The 22130-nt window shown below is 39.1% G+C and carries 18 protein-coding genes; 3 read left to right on the top strand and 15 right to left on the bottom strand.

From position 1 onward, the window contains the following. Positions 1-66 precede the first annotated feature (66 nt). The 5 genes from RIB54_RS04625 to RIB54_RS04605 all read right to left on the bottom strand — a co-directional run bounded on the left by RIB54_RS04625 (position 67) and on the right by RIB54_RS04605 (position 6483). Positions 67-543: a Kazal-type serine protease inhibitor family protein gene (locus RIB54_RS04625; protein ID WP_350099499.1), complete on the bottom strand. Its 477-nt coding sequence runs from the start codon at positions 541-543 to the stop codon at positions 67-69. Positions 544-640: 97 nt separating this feature from the next. Next, positions 641-1534: a sugar phosphate isomerase/epimerase family protein gene (locus tag RIB54_RS04620; RefSeq protein ID WP_350099498.1), complete on the bottom strand. Its 894-nt coding sequence runs from the start codon at positions 1532-1534 to the stop codon at positions 641-643. A gap of 25 nt (positions 1535-1559) precedes the next feature. Further along, a complete protein-coding gene (pulA, locus tag RIB54_RS04615) occupies positions 1560-3545 on the bottom strand; it encodes a type I pullulanase (RefSeq protein WP_350099497.1) in 1986 nt (661 codons plus the stop codon). Between the two features lie 33 nt (positions 3546-3578). Beyond that, positions 3579-4454: a TraB/GumN family protein gene (locus RIB54_RS04610; protein WP_350099495.1), complete on the bottom strand. Its 876-nt coding sequence runs from the start codon at positions 4452-4454 to the stop codon at positions 3579-3581. 106 nt (positions 4455-4560) lie between these two features. After that, positions 4561-6483 carry an AAA domain-containing protein gene (locus RIB54_RS04605; protein WP_350099494.1) on the bottom strand — a complete coding sequence of 641 codons (1923 nt, stop codon included), beginning with the start codon at positions 6481-6483 and terminating at the stop codon, positions 4561-4563. Between the two features lie 128 nt (positions 6484-6611). Between RIB54_RS04605 and trxA the strand changes: the two genes are divergently transcribed. Then, on the top strand, positions 6612-6908 hold the full coding sequence (trxA, locus tag RIB54_RS04600; protein ID WP_350099493.1) for a thioredoxin: 297 nt from the start codon (positions 6612-6614) through the stop codon (positions 6906-6908). A 23-nt stretch (positions 6909-6931) separates the two neighbouring features. On the opposite strand, the gene RIB54_RS04595 is transcribed toward trxA, so the two are convergent. The 5 genes from RIB54_RS04595 to RIB54_RS04575 form a co-directional block, all read right to left on the bottom strand. Next, positions 6932-7396, bottom strand: a complete 465-nt coding sequence (locus RIB54_RS04595; RefSeq protein WP_350099492.1) for a hypothetical protein — start codon at positions 7394-7396, stop codon at positions 6932-6934. A 150-nt stretch (positions 7397-7546) separates the two neighbouring features. Continuing rightward, entirely contained in the window at positions 7547-8809 is a 1263-nt protein-coding gene (locus RIB54_RS04590; RefSeq protein WP_350099491.1) for a TraB/GumN family protein, read from the bottom strand. Positions 8810-8928: 119 nt separating this feature from the next. Next, positions 8929-9174, bottom strand: a complete 246-nt coding sequence (locus tag RIB54_RS04585; protein WP_350099490.1) for an FUSC family protein — start codon at positions 9172-9174, stop codon at positions 8929-8931. A gap of 37 nt (positions 9175-9211) precedes the next feature. After that, a complete protein-coding gene (locus RIB54_RS04580; RefSeq protein WP_350099489.1) occupies positions 9212-10663 on the bottom strand; it encodes a serine hydrolase domain-containing protein in 1452 nt (483 codons plus the stop codon). Positions 10664-10882: 219 nt separating this feature from the next. Further along, positions 10883-11461, bottom strand: a complete 579-nt coding sequence (locus tag RIB54_RS04575; protein WP_350099488.1) for a hypothetical protein — start codon at positions 11459-11461, stop codon at positions 10883-10885. Positions 11462-11740: 279 nt separating this feature from the next. On the opposite strand from RIB54_RS04575, the gene RIB54_RS04570 reads away from it, so the two are divergent. Further along, positions 11741-14986, top strand: a complete 3246-nt coding sequence (locus RIB54_RS04570; RefSeq protein WP_350099487.1) for a S41 family peptidase — start codon at positions 11741-11743, stop codon at positions 14984-14986. 71 nt (positions 14987-15057) lie between these two features. Here the strand turns inward: RIB54_RS04570 and RIB54_RS04565 are convergent, their stop codons facing one another. The 5 genes from RIB54_RS04565 to RIB54_RS04545 all read right to left on the bottom strand — a co-directional run bounded on the left by RIB54_RS04565 (position 15058) and on the right by RIB54_RS04545 (position 19022). Then, positions 15058-16074: a hypothetical protein gene (locus RIB54_RS04565; RefSeq protein WP_350099486.1), complete on the bottom strand. Its 1017-nt coding sequence runs from the start codon at positions 16072-16074 to the stop codon at positions 15058-15060. Between the two features lie 91 nt (positions 16075-16165). Next, on the bottom strand, positions 16166-17281 hold the full coding sequence (locus tag RIB54_RS04560) for an MBL fold metallo-hydrolase (protein WP_350099485.1): 1116 nt from the start codon (positions 17279-17281) through the stop codon (positions 16166-16168). Between the two features lie 72 nt (positions 17282-17353). Beyond that, positions 17354-17593, bottom strand: coding sequence for a VF530 family protein (locus RIB54_RS04555; RefSeq protein ID WP_350099484.1), 240 nt, complete (start codon positions 17591-17593; stop codon positions 17354-17356). A gap of 9 nt (positions 17594-17602) precedes the next feature. Next, entirely contained in the window at positions 17603-18352 is a 750-nt protein-coding gene (locus RIB54_RS04550; protein WP_350099483.1) for a DJ-1/PfpI family protein, read from the bottom strand. A gap of 112 nt (positions 18353-18464) precedes the next feature. Beyond that, the gene (locus tag RIB54_RS04545; RefSeq protein ID WP_350099482.1) at positions 18465-19022 is read right to left on the bottom strand and encodes a GNAT family N-acetyltransferase; all 558 of its coding nucleotides are present in this window, start codon (positions 19020-19022) and stop codon (positions 18465-18467) included. 398 nt (positions 19023-19420) lie between these two features. Here RIB54_RS04545 and RIB54_RS04540 point away from each other — a divergent pair, with 398 nt between their 5' ends. Then, the gene (locus tag RIB54_RS04540) at positions 19421-22096 is read left to right on the top strand and encodes a tetratricopeptide repeat protein (RefSeq protein WP_350099481.1); all 2676 of its coding nucleotides are present in this window, start codon (positions 19421-19423) and stop codon (positions 22094-22096) included. The last annotated feature ends 34 nt before the right edge of the window (positions 22097-22130 follow it).

Genomic DNA, 22130 nt, shown 5'->3' with positions numbered 1-22130 from the left:
AAATGTGTGCCGACCAGAACGGTGGTGAGAGGCAAAATTAAGCTCATGCCTAAGCGTAGGTTGGTTCTATTGATCACATTCACCTGGATAGAATTTCATAATGCCAGCATTTCTCATGTCACAGGTATTTCCATAGGTAACGCCATCACAGCCACAGACGGGGTCATAATGTTTAAAACAGGCTCCAGTAATATTTGGGTTAACTTTTCTTCTTTCTTCTAAAGTTTCTTCTAAAACAAAACATGGTTGATTCATTAGAAACTCCTTTGTTTCATTTAGTGCCTCATGACGCGCAATTACCAATATCAATTCCTCAAATATATGTCCTCTGAATTTTGCGAAAATGATATATTCTTTTTGGTCATTTTTCTCAAAATAACTTTCTGGTAGATACACTCCTTTCATATCTCCTTTAAAGCTCTGAATAACTTTTAAAAAAATGCGGCTAGAATTACTTGATGACTGGTCAGGTATGCGAACAAGTGCCACAAAATTAGATTTATCAAATTTTTCTTTTAGATGATCATTACCAAATGAATACATCGATATGGTTATCAAAATAAGAGAAAATACTAACCGAATTTTGACCATTGTAGATAAATTTTAGATTTCCGCTCTTAAAATTTAGGGTAGTGGTAACTTATAAATACTTCTGTAAATACTTTTTAAAATATTTAGCACTTGTAGCAACACTTTCCATGGAGTGGCTAGCAAAATTTCCACCCTGCTCAAGATAGTAGTACTCTAAGCCAGATTTTTTAGGATTGGGAAGTACATCAACATAGTTAATAGAGCCATTGCCTAATTCGGTATAGTCCCGGCTCACTTTGTCCATATCTTTTATGTGCCACATCACATAGCGGCCAGGGTGTTTGGCAACCAATTCTTTAGGGGTGGTCTTTGAAGCATGCATCACCCAATACATATCCATTTGTAGCTTGACAAGGTTGGCATCTGTCTCATTCAAAATGATATCATAGCCATTCTCGCCATTGTGATCTTCAAATTCAAAGCCATGGTTATGATAGGCAAAACCCAGGCCTGAGGCAGTCACCTGCTCGCCAATAATATTAAGAAGCCTGGCCATAAGTTTGAAATTGTCCATTGTCCTTTGCTCCGGAGCTATCCATGGCCAGGTGATATATGGTGAATTTAAAGCGTGGGCACCTTCAATACATAAATCCACAAATCGTTTTAATTCATCTTCAGACATATCAAGATAGGGCGAAAATCCATAATGGCCGCTTGACACAGACAGTCCAAGGTCATCAAGAATTGATTTGAATTCAGCCGACTTATAACCATAGAAAGTGCCATTTTCACTATCAAAACCATAAACCTCAAAGTCTTCATAACCCATGGCTTTTACAGCTTTTAAGGTAGCGAGAGGGTTTGTAGCCATAGCATCACGGATGGTGTAGAGCTGCAGTCCCATTTTGTACTTACTTTTCTCAGCTAGTGCAAAGCTGCGAATTGGAAGGAAGGCAGCGGCTCCAAGTAGGCTGGTTCTTTGGATAAAATCTCTTCTGTTCATAATGATGAATTTAGAACTTAACAAGTTAATTTCTAAACCCCACCAACATAGAAAGTCTCGGCACTTTCACAGTTCCTTTCACTTTCTCAATGCCTTTTTCATTAAAAGTATCGCCCTTCACCACAATGTTCCATTCACCAGGGGCATCAAATGAAATCTCTTCTTCATTGGCATTATAAATTACCAAAATATCCTTCCAACTGTCGCCATTGGCATTATCGCTAATGGTATAGGCTACTATTCCAGGCTCTGTTTCAAAGAACGCCAAATGCTTTCTTACCATTTCCCCAGTAGGCATAAAGAAGGCCGGATGGTTTTTGCGGAGTTGAATAAGGTTTTTATAATAATCAAAAACGGGCTTGCTGTTTACTTTCCAGTTCCAGTCAATTTTGTTGACGCTGTCAGGTAGGTTGTAGGAGTTGTGCTCACCACCTTTGGTTCTTAATAGCTCAGCTCCGGCATGCAAAAAGGACATCCCCTGAGAGGTGAGTACAATAGCATTGGCCAATTTATCCATGGCTATTATATCCTCTTCGCTAGTCTCAGGTTTAGATATTTTCAGCTTGTCGTAAATGGTATGGTTGTCATGACACGACACATAGGAGACTGCCTGCCATGGTTCTGTAGCCCATGCGGCATCAGAATAGTTAACGGCTTTATAGTCAATCTGCGGATGTTCGATTGAGCCTACAACACCAAACTTGATGGATTCTTCCATGCCTGCTTTGCCGCTAACAAAACCGGTATCTTTATCTTCAAATACAGATCCTTTTAATCCATCTCTAAGATCATCGCTAAAAGCACTGATCAAAGGCATTTCATAAGTGTATTTTTTCAACGCCCGGCTTGGTTCCGGAAGGGGCGAGTCTCCGGCTGTCCAACCCTCTCCATAAATAAAAATGTTAGGATTCACTTTTTTAACAGCCTCAGCAACTGCATTCATGGTTTCTATGTCATGAATACCCATCAGGTCAAAGCGGAAACCATCCAAATGGTACTCTTTTGCCCAATACAATATAGATTCGATGATGAACTTACGCATCATCGGTCGGTCTGAGGCTGTTTCATTACCACAGGCCGAGGCGTCAGACCATTTGCCATCTTCCCACTGTCGGTAATAGTAACCCGGGGCTTCCAGGTTGAAGTTCGAATTTTCTGTTCTGCCTGTATGATTATAAACCACATCCAATATCACACCAATGCCATTGTCATGAAAACCTTTGACCATTTGCTTAAACTCTTTAATGCGTACTTCTGCATTGAATGGGTCTGTGGAAAATGAACCTTCAGGCACATTGTAGTTTTGAGGATCATAGCCCCAGTTAAACTGCGGACTGTCCAGTTGATCTTCTTTGATGGAGTAGTTGTCAAAAGAAGGGAGCAGATGAACATGGGTGGCACCTAATTCGGCAATATGGTCAATACCTGTTTTTACACTTCCAGGACCATTGGTGCCTTTTTCTACCAATCCGATGAACTTGCCTGGGTGTGACGATCCGCTGCTTTTATCGATAGTAATGTCCCTAACATGCAGTTCATAAATAATGGCTTCATTAGGCTTGTCGATTGCGGGGCCTTTGTCATTATTCCAACTGTCAGGGTTGGTCTTGTTAAGGTCAACCACCATAGCTCGCATGCCATTTACACCAACGGCCTGAGCATAAATGCCAGGTGTTTCTTCCAGCCATTGTCCGTCTGCCTTTACCTGATAGGTGTAATACTGCCCATGTAAATCACCTTTTACAGTTGTCTGCCATAGGCCTTCAGCATTTCTTTCCAATGATTTTGTGGAGGTAGCCTCACCACCATCACCTTTATCATAAAACAATAGATTAACCTCTTCAGCGGCTGGCGACCATAATTTGAAGGTAGTTTCTGAATGTGAATACTCAGGCCATAGATCAGTTTCTGTTATGGATGGGTATTCCGTATATGAGTTATATTTTGGAGTTTCTTTTTTGCACGAGATAGCCATGAGTGCTAATGATAAGCATATCAATTTGATTTTCATAGAGCCGTAGATTGAATGAACTGATTAGTATTTTTAAAATTTAACACTAACGGGTTTCACATCAAAACCTTTTGTTCTTAAAAGCTGGATTAGGCTGACGTTGCCCATGAGGTAGGGTGCACCTAAGGCAATAAAAGTTGGCTTGTCACGCATTAACTTTTCTATCTTAGGGAGCCATTCCAGTGCCCTGGAATCATAATAAACAGTTTTGAAAGCCTGGCTTTCATTGGTAGCCTTAAAGGTTTCGTTCTTTACAAATTCCAGATCCTGATCTTTGACATAGGCATTGACCATATTTTGATAATCATTGATATGCTCGTAAAAATTGGTAACCGTATATTTCAACGCTTCCACCTGATCTTCAATAGGGAATTTTTTAAAGGCCTCAATTTCTTCCTGAATTGTGCCCAAAGATTCGGTCTTGAGCTTATTCTGGTGGGCAACATCATGAAGCACTTGCTCTGTGTAAACGATATTATCCTTAAGGTGAAGGGCTGCAGTGGTCGTTACTAAAATGATAGGTTGCAATCGGCTATAAAAATCATGATAGGCATGCTCTTTTACCTCCAAATCCAAAAGCATAAGCAGACGCAGTTGATTTAACTCATCATCAGTCAGATAGCTATTGATCCAGCCATTGTTTGGAATTTTTACCGCTTCAGTAAATTTCTTTTGTGTCTTCTTATCATTGTCCGTTTTAGTGACGAACACCTCGCACTTAGACATAGCTTCCTTGACAGCCGCAGGTACTTTAAATTGATCTGCCGGTAGAAAATTGACAATTCCCATCAGGTAGGAAGATTGTTCCAGCCCATTGCCAGACACTTCATAAAGGATGGATTTTTCATTTTGGCTGTATCCTCTGATGCAGCTAATGGTAAGTAGTAAGGTAAAAAGCCTGGACAACATGATTTTGTTATTGTTTTTGATGCAATATAATCATGATGATGATTAAGCTGAAATACGGAAAGATATATTTAACGCTAATGTAATTTTTTAGCTTAAATAGTAGTTTTTAACTCATTAGCTCATAGGCACTTCTGTAATACCCATTCTCGTTAACATAATCGAGAAAGGCTGCATAGAAGGGGTTCTGCCCAATGGTACCACTATCACCAATCAATACCAGCTTTTTCCTGGCTCTGGTAATGGCCACATTCATTCTTCTGGTATCTGAGAGAAAACCTATTTCACCTCTTTCATTAGAACGTACAAGACTGATATAGATAATATCACGTTCCTGGCCCTGAAATGCATCAATGGTGTTGACTACTACTTTTTTATTCAATACTTCTGGAATAGCACCTTCAGCAGCGAATCTTTCTTTCAATCTGGTAACCTGTGCCTTATATGGCGAGATGATGCCGATGTTATCCACATCCTTTAGATGATCCATGGCTTCTAAGGTTTCGATGTATTGATTAAAATGATTTTGAAGCAAATTGGCTTCCTCATCATTATAGCTACTGCGCGTCTCAGGATCTACATTTTCAAAGAATCCTGTGCCTGCAGTATCAATAAATTCAATGGGTGAGTCTCCTTGAAAAACTGTCCAATGGGCAACTGAGGCATTGGCTTTCAGTTCATTTTTATAGAAGTAATTGCTGGAGAACTGCATGATGGCTTCGTTCATACGGTATTGTTCCTTGAGCATCACATCGGCATTATTGCCATTAATGGCTTTTTCAAATAGCGTGACTTCTAATCCGGCTTTGGCCGCTTCATATGATTTAATGGTAGGGGGAAGCTGAAAATGATCACCTGCAAAAATTACCCTTCCTGATTTGAGTATTGGAATCCACGAGGCAGGTTCCAGTGCCTGTCCGGCTTCATCTATAAAGGCAGTCTTGAATTTGATGCCTTTAATATTGTAATTATTGGCCGCCACCAAAGTACAGGCTATTACCTGAGCTTTGTCAATAATGTCGTTGGTGATGTAATAGTTAAGCTGATCTGCAGCATCTTTAAGCTGATGTGCTTCGTCATATAAAAGCTTTCGTTGTTCACGTTCGGCATAGCCGAAAGACCGCTTGTATTTTTTTGCCATGCTAAAAAACTCCTCGGCCTTTTTGCGCATCCCTTTCAAGTCTTTGAAATCCGGATGGTTGGCAACTCGCGCATCCAGCGTTTTGCCGAGCATTTCTTCTGTTACCCTGGCCGGATGACCAATGCGCAGCACATTGACATCCCTGTCACTTAGCTTTTCTACCAGCAAGTCAACAGCAGCATTGCTAGGTGCACATACCAATATCTGCTTTTCAGATTTTAAGGTTTGCAGTATCGACTCAATGATTGTTGTTGTCTTTCCAGTGCCGGGAGGGCCGTGGATGATAGCTACATCATGGGCATTGAGCACCTTATTAAGTGCGTCATTTTGACTGGGGTTTAGCCCAGGAATGGTGACTGGTGTTGCATCATCAAATTGAGCCTGCTTATCACCAAGCAATATATTTTTAAGATGCTTTACTCTAAAATCTTCAGTTTTGATCAGGTTTTTGATGGTGCGCTCCATCTCACGGTAGCTGTTCTCATCAAAGAGCAACTGTACACCTAGTTTGCCATCACGTATCCAGCTGGGCTTGTCATCACTGTTGAGCGTGATCATCATGTGCGATTCACCAGCAGAATTAACAACACCGGTAATGGCCTCAGAACTTTCATCATTTCCTTGCGCATTGGAGAAGAAACTGACCAACTTTCCCGACTGGAACATGTGTGACTCACGATGCTCTGGCGGACGGGATACTCTCAAAATTGGTCGTTCACCTGCATCAAAATCAGTTTTTTCTACATGTACCGGATACCAGCAAACCCCTTGTCGCCTGCGCTCATTGTAAGAAGTGCTGGTCATTTTGAGTTTGTAATGCTCAAGGTCGGCATCCTTTTCTTTTTTGAGGAGGGTAAGAAGTTTCTTTAGTTGTTCGTCTATCTGATGCACCGTGCTGTCTTCAATAAAAAGGCGAAGATAAATAACTTATAGCGACTCAGAGAAATAATGAAATTTTTATGTGATAACAGGAATCTTATCTATCTTATGAAGTGTTTACTAAGTGTAAATTATAAAGTATGTCGAAGTTTAGTGAATTGATTAATAGTGACCAACCGGTGTTGGTCGATTTTTTTGCTACCTGGTGTGGGCCATGTAAAATGATGGCGCCCATGCTGGATCAGCTTAAAGTTGAGATAGGCGATAAGGCCAGGATAGTGAAGGTAGATGTAGATAAAAACCAGGCTGCTGCGGCTAAGTATAATGTACGTGGAGTGCCTACTTTAATACTTTTTAAAAATGGCCAGATCAAATGGCAGCAATCGGGTGTGGTACAACCAGCACAGCTAAAGCAGGTGATAGAGCAATATGGGTGAGCTTAAAGCTCACCTTTTTTATTTTATTGAAAGACTACAGGCATATCCGACTGAGGTATTCTTACAATTAAATAAGGCTGAGTGATTACTGTTATAGCAGCACCCTCAAAACCTTTTGAAGTTACTTTAGCTATAATTTGTTGATTACTCTTCGTAACTATCATTTCCATTGAATAGCCACCTGTACTTTTGATATCATCAAAAACAGCGATGATTTGATGAGTATTGAAATCAATATTAGTCTCTGAAAAATTATCAGTTTCCGCATTGACCGAATTTATTTTACTGATGAGCTCGTTCCAATCAGATTCATTTTTGATAATAAGCCTGTCCTTGGAAATACCTTCCGCACCGCCACCATAAAGATTGCTCTGAGCTATTATTTTTGTCTCAATCGAAACAGGTGTTGTTTCAAGTTCCTGATCTATATCAGTGCTGCAAGCAAACAGTACCAGTAGAAATGCAAAGGGTATAAAAATTTTTTTCATGGTTTTTGTTTTATACCTCTTAGACACTGTATTTGTATGAAGGGTTGGAATAATCGGGTATTTATCTCGAGATCATTTTAACAGCGTCTTCTAAGACTTTATCCTGTACATATCATATAGCTTCCAAGCAGGACTTGAACATTGAATCTATCATTTGTCTATTTCTTCAATAGGCACACTTGCCGCTGAGTTAGAAATCAGCACAGCATAATCCAGGTATTCCGTTGTCGATCTTCCTTTTACAAGTTCACCATTAGATTCGTCATTAGTCATTACAATTTCCATCAAATCCGGAACCCCATCTGAATAAGGTGTATTGACTTGGTTTAGTCTAAATAGCGTCATATCCGTAATTTTGGTCTCCTTTAACTTATCGATACCAAGAAAGTACTCATCTTCATAGTCACCAATGCCATAGCCACCTTCTGTTGAATATTCCTTATAATTTCCATCATCATCATAGGTAATTCCCCAAAGCACTCTGCTTTCTGTAAAATATCCGATAACTGAAATTACCTCCTCACGCTCATGAGTGCCACTTTCTATAAGTTGAACAAAAAATGATGGATTTTTTCCTTCTCGTTGCTTTTCTAAATGGAAGAAACCTAATCTGACAAATGGTCGATTTTCATCAAATTGATATTCAGTTGCTAAAGCCACATAGTTTTCGAATAATAGCCTTTCTCTTTTGGTTGAGTTGTCAAAATCAATAAAGGTCTCCCTCAGATTTTTAATAATATGATTGAAAGCAAATTTGTTTGAAATGCTCTTATCAAATTCGTCAATATTACTTTCATAGTCCTCTACAAATTGTTTCAAAACATCCTTGGCATAAACGGCTGAAAATGGCATAAAATCGACTGTGTCGTTGGCGATCATTTTGACGACCTCGTTAACAGACTTTCGGCTATGCTTTTGGCTGTCAAGTAATTCAAGTAAATGTTTTGCAGAGTATTTGTAACTGACTAAAAGGTCAATACCTGCAACAGTTAGTTTATGAGCCTCGGGCAGGTTATCGTTAAGCTTTTTTAAGGCTTTCCATTTATTATAAGTCTCAATACTTCTCTCCTGCGGAATCCTGCTGCCATAATGTGTTACAAGGTCTTTTAACAAAACTGTATCGCCAGATTGGAGATATTGATTAAAATAGTGAGCAATGCTAAAATCAGTCTCAGGGAGATAATATTTAATTGTTCCATTTTTTGTCAGTGCTTTGAGCAAGAGATGCTCTGTTATCTCAGTTTTTTGACTGCCATGATAAGCACCAAAGCCGAGGATTTTGAAATCCTCTTGTGGGAATGTGAAATCTGAATGATTTAAATCAAAGCGGTTGTTTTTTAAGTATTCCAGTTTCGATTGGCCCTGACCAGACAAACTCAATATTGTAAATAGAAGGATAAGTGTACATCTCATTTTTTAGTTTTCCTGAAAGACCGAGTGTTTGTAGAGACGTTGCAATTTTGGTGGAAAAGATTTCTCATTTGCCTTTAAATTTTAATTATTGGTTAGCAGATTGAGATAATAGTAATTTTCTATTTCAAACCTCTTTCTTTTAGAAGCCTTTCCACCTCTTTACGTTTTGTCTTATTCTTATTGGCTATGGGTATGTAGACCAAAGGAAGAAAAGTGAGTAAACCAAAGCCGTTGGTAACCGAACTGTAAATTGAAATTCCAATTAAAATACCAAATATAGCAGCATCATAAACCTTAGTGGGCTTTAACGTTTTAGCTTCTTTCAATAATTCTTCATATGTTAATTCGGAGAGTTCTTTGTTCATGTTTTTGTAATTCTAAAGTTGTAGAGTTTCAAGGTTCTTACTTTCCTCCATCCTTATAATCAGCCGGAAAAGCTTTCAATACCTCTCTTGTCAAATCCCAACGATCGAAACCTTGTCTGCCATAGTCAAGACCGCGTCTAACGATAACCAAATCATGTGAAGGAACTACAATAACATATTGACCGCGGTTTCCGGCAGTAGCGTAGGCATCTTTTGGCACATCATTGCGGTCATCAGGAACAAGCCACCATTGGCCACCATAAAAATTACCACGATCTGTAGTGGCAGGTGCTGGAGTTCTTATAAAATCAATCCATTCCTCTGATATTAATCTTTCACCATTCCAAACTCCGTTTTGCTGGTAAAGCATTCCAAACCGGGCGAGGTCACGGGCATTGGTATATACCTGACTGCTAAAAATAAAATCTCCAAACCTATCGGTGCTTACGTAGGTGTTACGCATACCGATTTTGTCAAACAACGCTTTTCTTGGGAAGTGTAAGTAAGTTTCATCACTACCAAGTGCATTTTTCATGGCTAGTACACCAAGAATTGTATCATAGTTCTCATAGTCCCAAAAGGTGCCGGGCTTTCTGATCAGGCCTCTGTTTCTGGCTCCATTCACAGAGCTTGCCCCTGCCCAGTAGGCCAATCCCGATCCGGTGGCATATTCCATACCTCTGCTATCAACGGTATAAAGTCCACTGGACATGTTGAGTACATTTCTCAACGTAATTTCATCACGAGGGTCATTGTCAGCCGTGACTTCTTTAGGCAACCAATCAATTCCAAGTGGAGCATCAAGTTCCATTTTACCTTCATCAACCAGCATTCCTATTAAGGTAGCTGCAATACTCTTGGCGGTAGACCAGGTTCGTGTTTTGGTGTTCATATCCACACCATCTGTATATCGTTCATGAATGATCTGACCTTTATGAACTACTATTAAGCTAAGTGTAACCTGCTCTGGAGATTCTCTTTCAAAAGACCAATTGGAAGCGGCTGTCAACAAATCCTTATCAATATATTTTGGCAGCATTTGCTTTTTTACCAAATCACCCTCAGGCCATGGTATTGTAGCAGCATCTCCTGAAAGTGGAGGAAGTGTTTGAATGGGCAGGTCATCAATGATATCAAAAGTCTGGTCTAGGGCCAGAATAACACAGCCAATACCTTCTCTAAAGGCTGCTCGCATCATGGGCGTATTTTCAGTTGTGCCGATGGTCACCGTTTTATTATTCCAGTCTATCAGATAGTCCCCACCCTTAGCAGTGCCTATAGGTGCTTTTAGATATTTAAGTTCCTGATCATAAACCTGCTCAAGTGTGCGGTTAGAGGTAAAGAGTCCGTTACAGGTCAGGATTGCCTGCACACCATACTGAATCACCTCCCGGTTTGATTGAGAGTAATCATAGGTTTCTTTCTGCTGCGCAGTTACAAAACAGGTAGATAGTAAAAAGAGTGTGGTTAGTTGAGATAGCTTTTTCATAATCCCTAAAAATAGGGATTAAAGGGAATTATTAATCAACCGCTTGTGTAGCTATTTCGAATAGTTGCGTTATGCTCTGCGGAATTTGCAATTCAGAAGCCTGGATCGTAGGATTTTAATCCGTTTTTAATATGGGTCACAGACCCTATGATCATAATTTTAGATTACAAATATGAAATAGCCGGATTAGCGACAGTGGATACCTGGGCTTTTGGAAAATTATCTATATGTTGTCATGATCTGAATATGAAAATCACCTAAAATTCCTATTCCAGGTATTTCATTCAATTCTCTCATGAATTCAATGCTTAGTTGAACAATTTTTTCGTTGCTAATCCAAAGCACTTGTTTTACTAACTTTGACTTACTGTCTTCTATGATCCTAACTTCTGAAGGTTCACCAAGTAAATCAGAAATAAGAGTCTTTTGTTCTTCGAATTTTTTAGTGAACTCATCTTCTTGTTTTGTTAATGATTCTAGTAAATCACGGTTTTTTGACGGATTAAAACTAGGGTTAAAAAGACCCCAATTATACAAAAGACCCTTAGGCTCATTTAAATTTTGATCATAGAAATACCACAAATGTAGCTGAGGTTTGAACTCATCTTTAATTCTTAGAAAGATTAGAGCCCTAGTTTGTAATGTAGTATTAATGTCATTATGAGGGTTTTTGAGAATTCCAAAATTAATAGTATCGGTTAAGATAGAATTTGCTTCAACTTTTATGACTTCTGATATTACTTTTTTTTCCAAATCAAGTTCTTGACTATATGAACTTTTAACCAGAATAATTGCCATTATTAACAAGAGTAACTTCAGCTTTTTAATATAATTCATCCGGATATGGGTGTTTTTATTAGGTATAAAACCTAGCTACTCACTAAAATAGAAATAAAACACTAAACCTTTGTGGTTTAATCTCTGTCAAATAATGCCGATCCCATCTCAATATTAATAATCATTCTTAATCACGTCATTGTTAGTCACTTATGTGATTAACGGTTTTCCATACTTCGCATTTTTTATCCATCTTTAGCCAAACAATCCTTATTAAGACTAAACCGACCCTTAATTGATATGAAATCACTTTTCTCATTTTCGTTTTTATTGCTTGCTGTAGGCCTGTGTTTTGGCCAAATTACTCCTCAATGGATCCGCTATCAGGCCATATCACCAGATGGTCAAAACATTGCATTCACCTACAAAGGCGACCTTTACCGAGTGTCAGCCATCGGTGGCGATGCCTTGCAGCTAACCTTTCATGAGGCACATGATTTTATGCCGGTTTGGAGCAATGATGGCAAATCTTTAGCCTTCGCTTCTGACCGCTATGGCAATTTTGATGTTTATGTGATGGATGCCCTGGGTGGCCCTGCCACGCGCCTTACTTTCCATAGCAATGATGAAAAACCTTATTCATTTTCTGCAGATAATAAATCTGTGATTTTTGGTGGCGTCCGTCAGGATTTAGCCATGCACCGTCAGTATCCCACAAGCTCGCAGCCTGAGCTTTATCAGGTGCCAGTGGGCGGAGGCAGAATCGATCAGGTCTTTACTATCCCTGCAGAGTTTGTGCAAGTGAGCAAAGATGGCAATACCATGATCTATCATGATAAAAAGGGTGGCGAGAATGAATGGCGTAAGCACCATGTTTCTTCTATTACCAGAGACATTTGGAAGTACGATGCTGCAACTGATGAGCATAAAATGATCACCACTTTTAAAGGTGAAGATCGTCAGCCTGTTTTTAATGGTGCCGAGGATCAGATTTATTATCTGAGTGAGAAGAGCGGCAATTTTAATGTGCATAAGCTGGCACTAGCTAATCCTACGCAGGATACACAGTTGACTAAATTCAAAACCCATCCGGTTCGTTTTTTAAGTATTGGTAATGGGGTTCTTTCTTTCGGTTATGATGGTGAACTCTACACCATGAAAGAAGGGGAGGAGCCTAAGAAAGTGAAAGTGAACATTCGCACGCAAGAGAAGGACAATGCCGATAGCTTTATTAGTATAAGAGATGGCGTTCAGGAAATGGACATTTCACCTAATGGTAAAGAGATTGCTTTTATCGCTCGTGGAGAAGTGTTTGTAACCTCGGTGGATGGATCATTAACAAAAAGAATAACCAACACACCAACTCAGGAGAGTTTTGTAACCTTTACACCAGATGGTAAAGGTGTGGTGTATGCTGGCGAGAGAAACGGCAAGTGGGATATCTACAAAACTGAGAAAATAAGAAAAGAGGAGCCTTTCTTTTATGCTTCAACTTTGCTGAAAGAGACCCCTTTGGTGGTAAATACTACTGACAGTTATTTGCCTTCTTTCTCACCTGACGGTAAAAAACTGGCCTATGTTGCCGGAAGAAAAACATTGAAAGTAAAAGACCTTGCTTCAGGAAGTGAGATTGAACTGATGACACCAAAGGACCTTTTTACCATGCGTGATGGAGATAAGTATTTTACATGGAGTCCTGATAGCAAATGGTTGTTGATGGGCTGGAGCAAAACGTTGAGCAATAGTGAAGTGATGCTACTTGCTGCAGATGGAAGCAAAAGGGAGAACCTGACCGAAAGCGGTTATTATGACAATGCGCCTAAATGGGCTAATGAAGGAAAACAACTGATATGGTTCAGTAACAGAAATGGACTTAAGAGTTATGCCACCAGTGGTAGAAGTGAAGATGATGTTTATACCATGTTTTTCACCCAAGATGCTTATGATAAGTTTAAAATGTCGGAAGAGGATTATAAGCTGATGAAGGCTGTTGAAGAAGCACTAAAAGAAGATAAAAAGGAGGATGATGACAAGGACAAGAAAGGCAAAAAGGATAAAGAGGAAGACAAGAAGGAAGAAGTCATTACTCCAATAAAAATTGACTGGGATGGCCTGAAGGAAAGAAAGGAAAGAATTACAACCCATTCCAGTAGTCTGAGCGATGCTGTGCTTTCCAAGGATGGCGAGAAGCTTTACTACCTGTCTAGCTTTGAAGATAAAAACAACCTTTGGGAAACTAACCTCCGCACTGGTGAGACAAAAATGAGCATCAAGCTGAACTCCAGAGGGGGTAGCCTGATGTGGGATAAAAAGACGGAGAACCTTTATCTCCTTTCAGGAGGCAATATTTCTAAATTGGATGTTGAAGGTGGAAAATCAGAGGGGATTAAAATAGCGGGAGATATGTACTTTGATAAGGATGCTGAAAGACAAAGTATGTTTGAGCATATCTATATCCGCACCAAAAACATTTTTTATGAGCCAACTTTCCATGGCAATAATTGGGACACCTTGTACAGTCAGTATAAAAAGTATGTGCCTCATACTGGCAACTCATTTGAGTTTACTGAGATGGTCTCTGAGATGCTGGGTGAGTTGAACTGTTCACATACAGGAGCTGGTAATAGAGGTAACAATAAGAGTGGAGATGAAACTGCTTCATTGGGTATATTTATGGATTATGAGTATGCAGGTGATGGTATAAGGATAACTGAGGTTATAAAAGGCGGCCCATTGGATAAAGCACAACTTGATGTTAAGCCCGGCATGGTCATCAGATCTATTGATGGTGAAGTTGTATCGGCTAATAGGGATATTGCCAGCTATCTTAATCATAAAGCTGATAAGTTTGTGCTTATAGAAGTAGGTGCCAGCGGACAACCAGCGAAACAATTGACGGTAAAACCCATCACATTGGGTGAAGAAAGGGATTTGTTATACAAGCGCTTTGTTAAAATCAACCAGAAAGAAGTAGAAGAGAAAAGTGGTGGAAAGTTGGGCTACGTACATATCCCGGGAATGGGTGATGGCCCGTACCGCTCTATTTATGAAGATATGATGGGTAAATATTTTGATACCAAAGGCGTAATTGTTGATACACGCTTTAATGGTGGTGGCGATCTTGTTGCTGATTTGGCCATGTTTTTTACCGGAACGGATTTTATCACTTACGCTACGGCAGAAAAAGTAGTAGGAGGTGAACCTACTTCAAGATGGACCAAACCTACGGTTTCGCTTTTCAATGAAAGTATGTATTCTGATGGGCATTGCTATGCTTGTGGATACACTGATTTGGAAATTGGAACTACTATTGGCATGCCAGTGCCAGGTACTTGCAGCTTCGCAGGTTGGGAAGGATTACCTGATGGCAGCTATTGGGGAACCGTACCTGTTAGTGCCAAAGATATGGCTGGCAACTGGATGGAAAACAATCAGACTGAGCCAACTATCCTCTTAAAGAACATGCCTGGTGTTATTGACAAAGGCAGAGACCAGCAGTTAGAGAAAGGTATTGAGGTTTTGCTGGAGCAGGTTGGTGAGAAATAGAGTTTTAACTGTTTGTATCTAAAAAAGCAGGTTCGTTAATTAACGAACCTGCTTTTTGATTTTAAATATTTTCAGTCTGCAATCATATAAGCTTCCAGTTTCTCCCTGAATTCCTGAGGCTTATCAATATAAAGACCGACAGTCTTAAACTTGGATTTAATGCCATATAACCCAACGAGTTGGTGTTCATTCTTTAAATGAAGAATTACGTTATGGCTTTCGAGTTCTCCCAATAGAGAAAGCTTTTTCTCAAACTTCTCTTTATCAAGATCACGCCCTGAAATTTCAATATTTTTTATATCATTAAATGGGATGGTCGCATCATTCATTATTCCATATCTCAGAAATAGATTTTTCTCATCAAGTGTAATTGGCCTTGCTGCCAGTGCTCTGGCGAATCCTAAAATCTGAAAAGCAGTGTAGATACTTAGTATTGATAAAATCCAGGCCGCTATTACACTCCAGTCTGCCAGCAGATTGTGCAGAACAAATGTTTCAATCCCGATCACGAGAATAATCCCTCCAAATAAACCGGGTGCTCCACTATTTTTATGGTAAGTGAATTCATTTTCTTGATAGGTTCGCTTTTTCCAATTCAGAAAACCATAATATACAACAGCTATTTCTGAAGCCATTAAAGTAGCCACCGGAGCCGGAAGGATTTCTCTACAAGTACTGTTTAAGGTAGTGAAGAAATCGTGAGAGGAGTCTTTTAGCCTTTTAAACCGCTTGATGGTACTGCGCACTTTGATAATTATGAAAGCAAAGATTGATAGCTCAATAACTGGTAAGACCCAGATTTTAAATAGTGCAATATACGTCTGGTTTTCTACTGGCAATAGAAAAGACCCTATTAGTAGTCCTAAAATCATCATTGGGACAACAGTGGTTTTAGGGATTGATGTTTTACGAATGAGTAGAAAATAAACTACAGGAACAGTAATAAGTAAATCCGCTGAAATAGCAAAGTCCAGTGCGCTGCTTCCAGAAAAAAGAGTCGATTTGATCAATAAAAACAGTATGCCAAACAAACTTAATGGTATGCCAAAGGCAAGCAGGTTTCGGTTCAGATTTATGTGCTTAAGCATATTGTTATGGGGTAGAATTTCTTTTTACTAAAATACTTGATCCAGAACAGGTGTGCCACCAAAAGCGTGTAAGTTTTGGAATTGCAGCAATCTAAAACTTCCACCAAACCCTGTTTGGAGGGTTTTCCAGATTAAATACTTCACCGATAAGTGGGGTGACTAAAGAAACATCTTTTAGTTCTGATGCATCTGTAGCTCTTGTAATTGGTTCCGTCCATTTGTGGAGAGACAGATCAAACTTCCCCCAGTGGATAGGAAACATATGTTTGGCCTGCAAATCAATACTGGCTTGCACTGATTGCTCTGGCATAAAGTGAATCTGGTTCCAATTGGTGTTGTAAGCACCATTTTCCATAAAGGCAATATCAAATGGGCCATACTTTTCTCCGATCTTCTTAAACTCATCAAAGTAGCCACTGTCACCGCTAAAGAAGATATTAAGACTGTCTGATTGAATAACCCATGAGCCCCAAAGTGTAGAGAAGCGATCGCTTAATCCACGACCACTAAAATGTCTGGAAGGAGTAAAGGTAAACTCCACTGAATCATAAGAAAAGCTTTCGTACCAATCCTTTTCCTCAATTTTTGAGTTGTCGATACCCCAGGAAAGTAGATGGGCTTTAACACCAAGCGGCACCAAAAATTTAGACACTCTTTTGTCTAATTCCTGAATGGCCTTATAATCCAGATGATCATAGTGATCATGAGAGATTAGCACCACATCAATTTTGGATGGTAAATCATCAATGGTTGGAGTGTTTTCCATGTGAAATGGCTTGACAGAACCAGGAATAGGTGAGGCATTGTTAAACACCGGATCTGCAATAATTACCTTACCACCGGTTTTCATAAGTATGGTAGAATGGCCCAGCCATGCGAAATGACCTTCTTCAAGTTCATTGCCTTTAAGTACTTTTGATGGAAGCGGCTTTGATGGATTCTTATCTTCAGGCGGAAAGAAATTTTTATAAATAAAACCTGCCATGGACTGCTCGTTTTGAGGGTCAGGTGTCTGAACTTCAGTGGCGATTAGGTTCACAAACTTTTCACCATCATAGTTTTTAGATGCCTTAATTCTTTCCAACGACTCGCCAGAAGGGGCATCACCAAAGGCAGGTGAGAGGTTGGTAAAAAGCACTCCAATAATTACAACCAGTAGTACTATTGATACCAGTCCTATCAGCGTTCTTACTATGATTTTTTTCATTTATTAATTGGTGTTATAAGCTGTAATAACTACTGATAGCCAGTAATGGTTTTAAAATAATATAAGAGGAGGTTATTTCCTGATCATCCTCAGGTAGAGGTTTTCAACTTTATCTCTTGCCCAGGGCGTCTTTCTCAAAAATGTTAGACTTGACTTTATCGTTGGGTTATTCTTAAAGCAATTGATGTTAATTTTTTGCGCCAGCTTTTCCCAACCATAATGGTCTACAAGTTGCTCCATGATATCTGCCAACTTTACACCGTGTAATGGGTTGTTGGGTTGCTCTTTATCAGTATTGCTATTGTCTTTCATGATTTAATATTAATTCTTGCCGTCAGTTTCCCAATCCTGCAATTTATCCAGATAGAGGTAGGATTCCACAAAAGCTCTATGTTCGGGACTAGTCATTTTTTCGAGGAGAATTAAGGAGGATATGTAAGATGCTAAATTTCCATTTGAAGAACTGAATTTCCCATCTTCCACATAAGTAACAAGTGAGTCGTCCTGTACAAGCAGCTCTGGATAGTCAATTTGGAGCTGTTTGCCACCACCTATCCATGTTACTATTTTCTTGCCTTTGGCAATACCCGATGCGCCAATAAGTTGGGCGCCAGCGCAATTGCTCACGGTATAGGTAGTTTCATTGTTTTTATTTCTTATAAAATCCACAATACTTTCATTATGAACTTGCTCCCACATGTCATAAGCACTTGGCACAAAAAGCACTTCTAACTTAGGACAATTGGCAAAAGTATAATCAGCAATCATTGTCAATCCTTCCTCAGAAACAATGGCATCTTTGCTTTCAGCAATTGTAATTACATTGAACAATTGTTCTCCGGATTCACTGGGCTTAGTAAACACATCTGCAGCGGCTGTTACTTCTGTAGTAAGCACACCATCATACATTAATAAGCCAATAGTTGGTAGATTAGGATTGAAAGGTTTTATGTGTTTAGCGGTAGTATCTGACACAACAGATTCTTCACTTACAGATGCTGGTTTATCAGAGTTACATCCAAAGAATATTGTCGTCAGAATGAGCGATAAGTAGATTCTGGTTTTTAACATAAGAGCAAATATTTAGCATTGGTGAAGCAACTGAATTTGATGATGTGAAGGTAAGGTGTGAGTCTTGTAATTGGTAGCTTTTGAAATTGAAAATTCCAGATATTTCATATAACTATGCTTTCATCTGCAGATGCTCTAGCTTCTTTGATGCCAAGGTCTTTTTACCAACTACTTCGAACCCCAATTTCAGGTATAGTTTTTTAGCCAGCGGATTGTCCTCATCTACCAGCAGCCCCAGGGTTTGATTATTCTTTATAACATATTCATCGATGACATATTGCAATAATTGAGTGCCTACACCTTTGCCTTGCTGGTCCTTATTAACCCCAAATGAATCGATATAAAATTCTCCTGCCTCAGTTTCACTTTCGGGATTGAAATCTGGGTTAAAATGTGATTTTATATAGTGGACGACAGGCGATCTCAAATCGTCTAGTTTTCCACCATCATAGATGTTTATACTACCCACTACTTCTTTATTTTCTTCGGCTATCAGGCAATTCTCAAAAGAGTATTGATTGCCTTTCCCTTCAACAAAGAATAGTAAAAGGTTCATGGCTTTTTCCTCATTTTCTTCACCAATAAACTTGTACAGAATATCTTCCATAGCCAGAAACAAATGCCCGGCTATGGATTTGGAGTCAGCCCGTGTTGCTTTTCTAATTATCATTGGATGAATATGTTCTATTGTTTTTCCTTAATCCACAAACTTAGACTTTACCCTTCCATTTGCTATTTACTATGAAAAATTCAGGGCTCAGGGGATTAGTATAATCCTGCGAGTAAAAAGCTAAATGCATTTTTTTGGCGTACGTGAAATGTGAAATATAGATGTGTCTGTAATATTTTAATAAAACAACTTCATGCATTTGCTGTTATGGTTATCGAGTTTTCTATCCTTTTTTTATTTCTTAAAAATAATGGTATATCCATTTGATTATTAATGAGTTACTATTAATAAATAATTAATAAAGAAATAGTTATAAAAATTCTGTATCTTTCTTTTCGTTTTACTAAATAATACCTTGTCAATTGATTAAAACCAGCCTCACAATTTTAATGACTTTGATGTGGGCACTTGTATTAGCAGGTGTGCCTAACAAACAGGCAGGTAAACTAATTGATAACCTGTCGGAAATTAGTGATGAAGAGGTCTTAATTGATAAATATCACCAACTGGCGTTACACTATTTTCATTATAGTCCGGAGGAGGCGCTTATCTATTCCCAAAAGGCCTTGAAGCTGGCAAGAAAGGAAGGCTATTTGCCTGGCGTGCAATATGCCCTGGCTGACATTGCTTTTTATTACACGTTAACAGGAAATCAGGAAGAGTCCAGAAGGAACCTTGATGAAAGCCTGTTTATGAAAATTCAAGGTAAACCACAGAACTCACTCGTTTACGCATTTATCAGGTTTGCAGACTATTACAGAAAGGAGGCAGATTTTGATAGTGCTGCTTTTTATTATGAAAAGGCAAAAGTGCTTACAAAAGGTCAAGGGTCTTCTTTGGAATCGTACCTACTAAACGACAATATCAGTTCGTATCACTATCAACTAAGTAACTACTACAAAGCCTCAATTTCCGCTTTCAGAGCTTTGGATATTGCCCGGCAGCTGAATGATAGTTTGAGAATGGCTCAAAGTTGGGGTTTAATGGCATTGATCCATGCTGATATGTCTACCTACGATTCGGCTCATCATTATTTGAATTTGGTTGCTTCTGTAGCTCAAAAATTTGAATCTGAAGAGTTGAAAATTTTTTACAACCTAAACCAAGGAGGGTTGTATTTTCAGCAAGGAGAAATAATGAAAGCCCTTGAAGAGTACAATGAAGCGCTTGTTAACATTGAGTATAACAAAATGAAGCACTATTATGTACAAGTGCTGAACAAAATAGGCCACGCACTGTACACACAAGGTGATTTCTTAAGGGCAGAAGAATACTTTTTTAATGCTTTGGAAGCAGCGGAAGAAATCTCTGATCAATATGAGCTTGGTAAAATTTTTGGGTACATGGGCTGGATGTACATCAATCAGGGTAATGTTGAAAATGCCAGTATTTATGCCAACAAGTCTCTGGACATCATGACCAACATGAAGAATTCGTTTGGTATTGCCTATGCGTTGAACCTAAAGGGTTTTGTATATCATAATAATCAGGAATATGATTCAGCATTAATCTTTTATTATAAGGCCAAGGTCATAAGGCAGAATATCAACTATAAAACAGGTGTTGCCGCCACTGGCTTTAATATTGGGATTACCTACGAAGCCATGGGAAATCTTGATATGGCATTGGAAACCTTACTAGTTGTTGCAGAACTGCAAAGGGAGACGATAAGTAAAACCAACCTTTCATTTACACTGGCCAATATCGGCAAATTGTATATAAAGATGGGCATGCTGACAAAAGCGGAGGAGTATCTTTCAGAAGCTGAAACCATAGCATCAGAAATCAATTCGCTGGTGAGGCTTAGGGAGTGCTACAGCTACTATTCCATGCTTTATAAGAAGAGAGGTAATAGCCGAAGGTCACTTTTTTATCTTGAAAAATATGTTGAAATGTCTGATAAGCTAAGGGCATCAGAAAGTATCAAGCAGTCTGCAAGGTTGAATTTGCTATATCAGCTCGATAAAAAGGAGAATGAAATAGCCTTATTGAAGGAGGCCAATAAAACCAGCGAAAGTGCCCTGCGAGCCAAGCAGGCTGAGTTGAAGCTCGAAGAACGCAACACATATTATTTGGCGGCAGTAGTTGTTTTCCTTGTCTTGTCGGTTATTTCAATTTATCGCTTCTATCGGCACAAAAAAAAGGCCAATGGACTGCTAAAAGAGCTTAATGGCATTTTGCAAGAGCAAAATGAAGAAATTCAAACACAGTCTGAAGAGCTTACTGAAACCAATACCGAACTTACAAAAGCCTTAAAAAGTCTTAAAAGCCTTAATGAACTGCTGAAAGAAAGAAATGAAGAAATAGAAAGTCAATCTGAGCAGCTTCAAAAAGCCAATAAACAAATAGCTGCCAATAATGAAAACCTGGAGAAAACCGTACTTAAAAGAACGAGTGAGTTACAAAAGGCATATCGGGAGCTTGACACTTTCTTTTACCGGTCATCACATGATTTCAGAAGGCCTATCACCACCTTTTTGGGGCTGTCCGAAGTGGCTAAAATCACGTTGGATGATCAAAATGCCCTTGACCTTTTTGACAAAGTAGATGAAACCGCCAGATCATTGGACAAAATGCTGGTCAAATTTCAATCGATAAGTACCTACGGAGAGGAAATATCAGAGTTGACAGAACTCTCTATGGAGCCTTTTATAGAAAGTATCTGCCTTAATTTCATTGATGTTTTTAAAAGGAATAACATCAAAATCTCGACAGCCTTAAAGCGTGATTTTACTTTCAAAACCAACGAGGTATTACTGCGCATTATCCTGGAGAACCTTCTGGAGAATGCTATTCAATTTGCTGCCCCAGAGGAAAGGAAGATAAAAATATCAGTATTATTAAATGGTGACCTTATAGACATTACTGTTGAAGACAATGGTCAGGGGATAGATTCAAGATATGGTGAACAGATTTTTGATATGTACTTCAGGGGCAATGTCAATTCGCAAGGCAATGGACTCGGTTTGTATGTTGCAAAAAAGGCCGCTGAAAAACTGGATGGGGAAATCACTTATAGCTCAGAGCCTGGCAAAGGCAGTAAATTCAAGCTGATAATTCTGCATATTACCTAAAACCAATGTCAATTTCTGTTTAATATCACGCTGG

Origin of the sequence: Fulvivirga sp. (genome assembly GCF_040218215.1) — a bacterium.
In the GTDB taxonomy this organism is placed as follows: domain Bacteria; phylum Bacteroidota; class Bacteroidia; order Cytophagales; family Cyclobacteriaceae; genus Fulvivirga.
The sequence above is the reverse complement of the archived record's forward strand: the minus strand, read 5'-3'. Positions and strand labels throughout refer to the sequence as shown.